This window comes from Peribacillus sp., from assembly GCF_059453735.1.
Genome location: NZ_JAZVJO010000275.1, coordinates 1 through 5,235, shown reverse-complemented (window position 1 = coordinate 5,235; position 5,235 = coordinate 1). Strand labels below are relative to the sequence as shown.

The window sequence follows — 5,235 nt, the reverse complement described above, 5'->3', positions numbered from 1 at the left end:
AATTCCAGCATGCCCACCAACTCCAGTCACCTCAATCTCAAAGCGATCCACACTTGCCATCAAGGAACCTTCCCTAATTCCGATTGTCCCAACAGGCAAATCTGGCTTATTATGCATGCCAAAAATCGCCGACACTCCATCTAGGACGCCTGCTCGTTCTAAATAGACGGCTCCTTGAGCCACTTCCTCAGCTGGTTGAAAAATCATTCGAACGGTCCCTTTGATTTCCTTCTTTCTTTCCTGCAGAAGGATGGCAGCACCAATCATAGACACTGTATGAAAATCATGACCACAGGCATGCATCACACCATCCCGTTCAGAAGCAAACAGTAATCCGGTTGCTTCCTGGATTGGTAAAGCATCAATATCCGCTCGTAAAGCAATAGTCGGACCAGGCAGCTCTCCTTTAATCTCGGCAATCACGCCAGTTTCAATTGGATAATCCAGAATCGTAACCCCAGCTTCGCCCATCCATTTTCGAATCCGCTTCGTTGTTTCGAATTCTTGAAAAGAGAGTTCCGGATAGGTATGTAATTCGTGCCGATAAGCAAGCAGCTTTGATTTCAGCTCTTCCTTCATCATGGATTCCTTCTTTCTATCAATGATACTGACAAATAATACATCCTATTCATGCTGTTTTAATTAGCGAGTTTTTTCAAGAATTGCTTCGTGCGCTCTTTAGACGGATGATTAAACAAGGCTTCCGGACGATCTGCTTCGACCACATGTCCATCTGCCATAAAGACAACATAATCGGCTACTTCCTCTGCAAATCCCATTTCATGAGTCACAACAAGCATGGTTTGTCCTTCCTTAGCGAGTTCCTTCATGACATTCAGAACCTCTCCAACCAGTTCCGGATCAAGCGCCGAGGTTGGTTCATCAAATAACAGAACCTCGGGCTTCATTGCCAAAGCTCTTGCAATCGCCGCGCGCTGGCTTTGTCCGCCGGAAAGCTGAGCAGGAAATTTATCCTTATGTTCGGTCAGTCCAACCTTGGCTAGCAATTGTTCCGCTTCCGCCAGCACCTCTTGTTTATTTCGTTTTTGAACCAAAACAGGTGCTTCAATCAAATTTTCAATTACGGTTTTATGAGGGAACAAATTGAAGTCTTGAAAAACCATTCCCGAGTACTCACGAATCTTGGCAATTTGCTTTCGGCTCGGCTGTTTTCCATTGAAACCAATGGTTGTATCCCCAATCGTGATGCTGCCTCCTTCGGGTACCTCAAGTAAGTTCAAACAGCGCAGTAAGGTTGTTTTTCCAGAGCCGGAAGGTCCGATTAAACAAACCACATCACCCTTATTCACCTGAAAGTCAATCGATTTTAATACTTCTTGGTTACCAAATTTCTTCTGTATATTTTTAATGGTTATCATATGATTTCACCTACCCGATATGCCTGCTATATCGTTTTTCAAGATAATTTTGCAACATGGAGCCAATCGTACAAATCGCCCAATAGATTAGTGCTACCAGTATATACATGGTCAAAGTTTCATAGGTTCTGCCGGCAACGACCTTGGCATTGTATAGAATCTCCGGTACTGTAATGACAGCCGTCATTGAAGTACCCTTAATAATATCAATAAATAAACTGAATAACGGCGGCAGGGCAACCCTTGTCGCCTGCGGAAAAATAACCCTTCTCATCGTCTGCCAGTAATTTAAACGTAAAACAGCTGCTGCTTCCCATTGCCCTTTTGGAATCGATAGGACCGCCGAACGGATCACCTCCGCAATATACCCCGCAAAATGGGTACTGACGCCCAAGATTCCCGCCTGGACAGGAGTAAATTCCACCCCTGCCATTGGCATGCCATAGAACAAGATGAACAACCATACAAGCAGTGGCGTTCCGCGCATAAAAGAAATATAAAATCTCCCCGGCCACCGGATGGCTCTATATTTAGACATTCTTGCCATACACACGATAAGTCCGAGTATGACACCAATCACCATGCTGGCAAGCGCAATCCATAAAGTGTAACGCAGCCCTTCTATAATAAACGGAAAGGATTCGACCACCAAATCCCAGTTAAATACATACTCCCACTTAAAATCACTCAAACTCTCTTCCTCCACCTTAGACCATGAAAAAAGGAATCTATCGACTCCTTTTTTCATCAAAATATAACATTCACATTATTGGATGATATCTTTGTCATCCACTTTCTGAGTCACGTCCATACCGAAATATTTCATCGATAGTTCTTTAATCGTCCCATCTTCTAGCATCTTCTTAATTTCACCATCAATCTTTTCTTTCAATTCCGGCGAATCCTTCTTCATGACCATAACCCCAACATTCGGCTGGAATTTAATATCTTCAAGGATGGTAAGCTTATCATCCTTCATTTTCTCCATCGCAATCTCAAGCATTAATCGGTCATTGAGAACGCCATCAATTCGTCCCACACCGATATCCCGAAGAATCGTATCAATCCCCTGTGTATAAGAGATCACTTCCGCTCCGTTCTTATTGGCAAAATCAGCGAAGTTACTCGTTGGTGAATCGCCGAATTTCTTTCCTTTGAAGTCCTCAACTGACTCAATGCCTGAATGATCCTCCGCTCGTACAACGATTGTTCCATAGGAATGCTTGTATGGAGCAGTAAAGTCAAATTTCTTTTTCCGCTCTTCATTAATCGTAAAGTTATTGGAAGCTAAATCAATTTGCCCATTGCGGAGCGCTGGCAAAATGCCATCAAACTCCATCGTTTTGAACTCTACTTTTAATCCCAATCGTTTAGCAGATTCCTTCGCAATCTCCACTTCGAATCCAGTCAATTCATTCGTTTTCGGATCTTTATAATCCATCGGATAATATGTACCAGTCGTACCAATCACCAATGTACCCTTCTCTTTAATCTCTCCCCATTGGCTGGCCTTTTCACCCTTTTGATCCTGACCACACGCAGCAAGTACCACAGTCACTAATAATAGCAGTATAAATACAGCTTTTCTGGATGCTTTCACTCGTACCCCTCTTTTCCCATTAAAATACTAGGTTTAGAATATATCATTTATTGTAAATTTAATCAATAATTTGAAAATACACTAATTTTTATCCATTAATATTCTAATTTGGTCCAAAGAAGGTATTTCATTAAAATGGAAGACTTCTATTTTAGATGTCACACCTATATAATACGGAATTGTCCAGATTTTGCGCTCCTCCACCTCTTGTAAATCCTTCTCCACAAACTGACGATAATAGGTATTTTCCAAAGCAACCCTAAATTCTGCTTCATTAAACTCCAATGTACGGGCAATCGACATCAGTACATCCATTGAATCCACTGTTTGACCATCCTGCCAAATCGCTTTAAAAATATGACTCTGATACTCAGGAAATCTTCCTTTCTCCAATGCATACTTCCCCCCAATATGGGCTAAAAGTGTAGAGGCTTTTTCCGGCGGAGATTGAATCTTCATCCCCTTCTCTTCCCGTAGCATTTTCAAAAAGGCTTGCACCTGTTCCCCATAATCAGCAGGCTTTTCCGGTGGAAATGCATTATCCGGCTTCTGATAAGAACGCCACTTTATGTCGATCCCTTCCTCTACCAAAGCTTGAAGTCGAATCGATTCCACATAACAAAACGGACAATTGTAATCAAAAAACACGGTAAGTTCATTATTCATAGGTTTCGCTTCCTTTATTTTGGTTATAAAACAATATTTTAGCAAAATATTTTGAAAGTTAAAAGAAATATAGCATTCACTTATCATAGAGTCATTTACGAAATGATGAGGTAAAATGAGAATAAATGGATAAAAAAGGAGAAAGGTAGAATGGATTTTATAGAAGACTTCTTATATGTAGAAATGATGGATTTAGAAAGATACAAAACTATCGTCCTCGATAACGTTAGCTATGGCGAATTAGAAGGCTGTTTTCGTAGGCTTTGTTGCTTATGAACAAAATTGAGTTACATTCTGCTCTAGGATGCTTACTTTCTGAGTGCCGGGTGCTGATCCTCCTCGACGTATAGTGCCTGTGGGGCCTCATCTATCCCGCAGGAGTCTCGCACCTTAAGCTTCCCTCAACATTTAATACTGGTCTTATTCACTGAACCTATTTAAAACAACAATATAGCCAACTAAAAAAGGACACCCATAATAGGCATCCTTTGAAGAGCAAATTTTACCAAGGAAATAAGACATAACACATACACGCAATGATAGCTAATGGTAAATTGAAAAATATATAAATATATCTTTTTTGCACAACAGATATAATTATGGAAATAATAGCAACTAAAACTGCTAAAGGAATAGTGAATAAATATAATTCAAGAAAAAACACATCAATATAAACCATAGCAGTTATAATGGCTGTAATAATTGTCCATATAGCTGGATTTTTAAACATAATTTAGTCCTCACTTTTATAACTTTTTTATTATTTTAACATAATATAATACTGAAAATATTACTTCAAGAGTTTTCAACACTTAATTATGCTGGTATATGTAAAGATATTCTGTTTCATACATCAATTAAGAAAGCAATAATCTTTACGAAAACAGCCTATTAGAAAAGTGCATCAACTTAACGAAAAAGAGACTGACTCAGAACTTAGTCAATCTCTCATCTAATAATGAAAGTATTAATTTAAATACCGATGTAGGGTGAGTTTTTAATTTTGACCATGAAACAGTTTCATGGTACTCACCTTTATTAAAAGTTATCTCTTGATTATCCTGATTTAAAACAGCTTGTATATCCTTAAATGTAAAATCGCTCACAGCCGTAGCTTTATCAAGTTCTTCATGATCTAAACTAATTTGAATTCGGTCCGAAACTCTCCTTAGCATCTTCCACAAAATCATTTCTTCTCTTGATTTCAAATAAAGTTCCGGTAACTCTCTTGCTTCCATCAATTGTGTGAAACTGGTTATCATACTTGTGCCAATTCCATACCGAACCGGTTTAATAGGGTGTCTTAATTCCTTCCAAACATCAATAGAGTAGACTACATGGTCATCTTGAATCTCTACATCCCGAATGAGTCCATACTCTTTAATCCCTTTTTGGCTTGTAATTCCTTCCTTTAGATACAAGGCAACATATTTTGCTTCTTGCCATCCTTTTTTTAGAGAAGAAATCGGTATTCTATATGATCTGGAACGTATAAAATCTGTATAGGATAATGGATCAGGTACTAAACCAACCAAAACCTTCTCTACCAACGAAGATTTCCATTCTCCTTCAGTACCTCTTGGAAGGATT

General features: G+C 39.3%; 6 protein-coding genes. All 6 read right to left on the bottom strand.

The window, feature by feature from the left end:
- Positions 1-579, bottom strand: a 579-nt coding sequence (locus tag AC52RT_RS08740; RefSeq protein ID WP_495540386.1) for an amidohydrolase, incomplete at its 3' end; no start/stop codon positions are given.
- Positions 580-638: 59 nt separating this feature from the next.
- A complete protein-coding gene (locus AC52RT_RS08735; RefSeq protein ID WP_495540385.1) occupies positions 639-1,379 on the bottom strand; it encodes an amino acid ABC transporter ATP-binding protein in 741 nt (246 codons plus the stop codon).
- A 10-nt stretch (positions 1,380-1,389) separates the two neighbouring features.
- Positions 1,390-2,127, bottom strand: coding sequence for an amino acid ABC transporter permease (locus tag AC52RT_RS08730; protein ID WP_495540384.1), 738 nt, complete (start codon positions 2,125-2,127; stop codon positions 1,390-1,392).
- A gap of 18 nt (positions 2,128-2,145) precedes the next feature.
- Positions 2,146-2,979 carry a transporter substrate-binding domain-containing protein gene (locus AC52RT_RS08725; protein WP_495540383.1) on the bottom strand — a complete coding sequence of 278 codons (834 nt, stop codon included), beginning with the start codon at positions 2,977-2,979 and terminating at the stop codon, positions 2,146-2,148.
- Between the two features lie 81 nt (positions 2,980-3,060).
- Positions 3,061-3,645, bottom strand: a complete 585-nt coding sequence (locus AC52RT_RS08720; RefSeq protein WP_495540382.1) for a DsbA family oxidoreductase — start codon at positions 3,643-3,645, stop codon at positions 3,061-3,063.
- 929 nt (positions 3,646-4,574) lie between these two features.
- On the bottom strand, positions 4,575-5,235 hold a 661-nt coding region (locus AC52RT_RS08715), incomplete at its 5' end, for a DUF8743 domain-containing protein (RefSeq protein WP_495540381.1).

Excerpts from the sequence above, each read along its gene's own strand:
- AC52RT_RS08735 (WP_495540385.1), bottom strand. The coding sequence starts at position 1,379 with ATGATAACCATTAAAAATATACAGAAGAAATTTGGTAACCAAGAAGTA.
- AC52RT_RS08730 (WP_495540384.1), bottom strand. The coding sequence starts at position 2,127 with ATGAAAAAAGGAGTCGATAGATTCCTTTTTTCATGGTCTAAGGTGGAG.
- AC52RT_RS08720 (WP_495540382.1), bottom strand. The coding sequence starts at position 3,645 with ATGAATAATGAACTTACCGTGTTTTTTGATTACAATTGTCCGTTTTGT.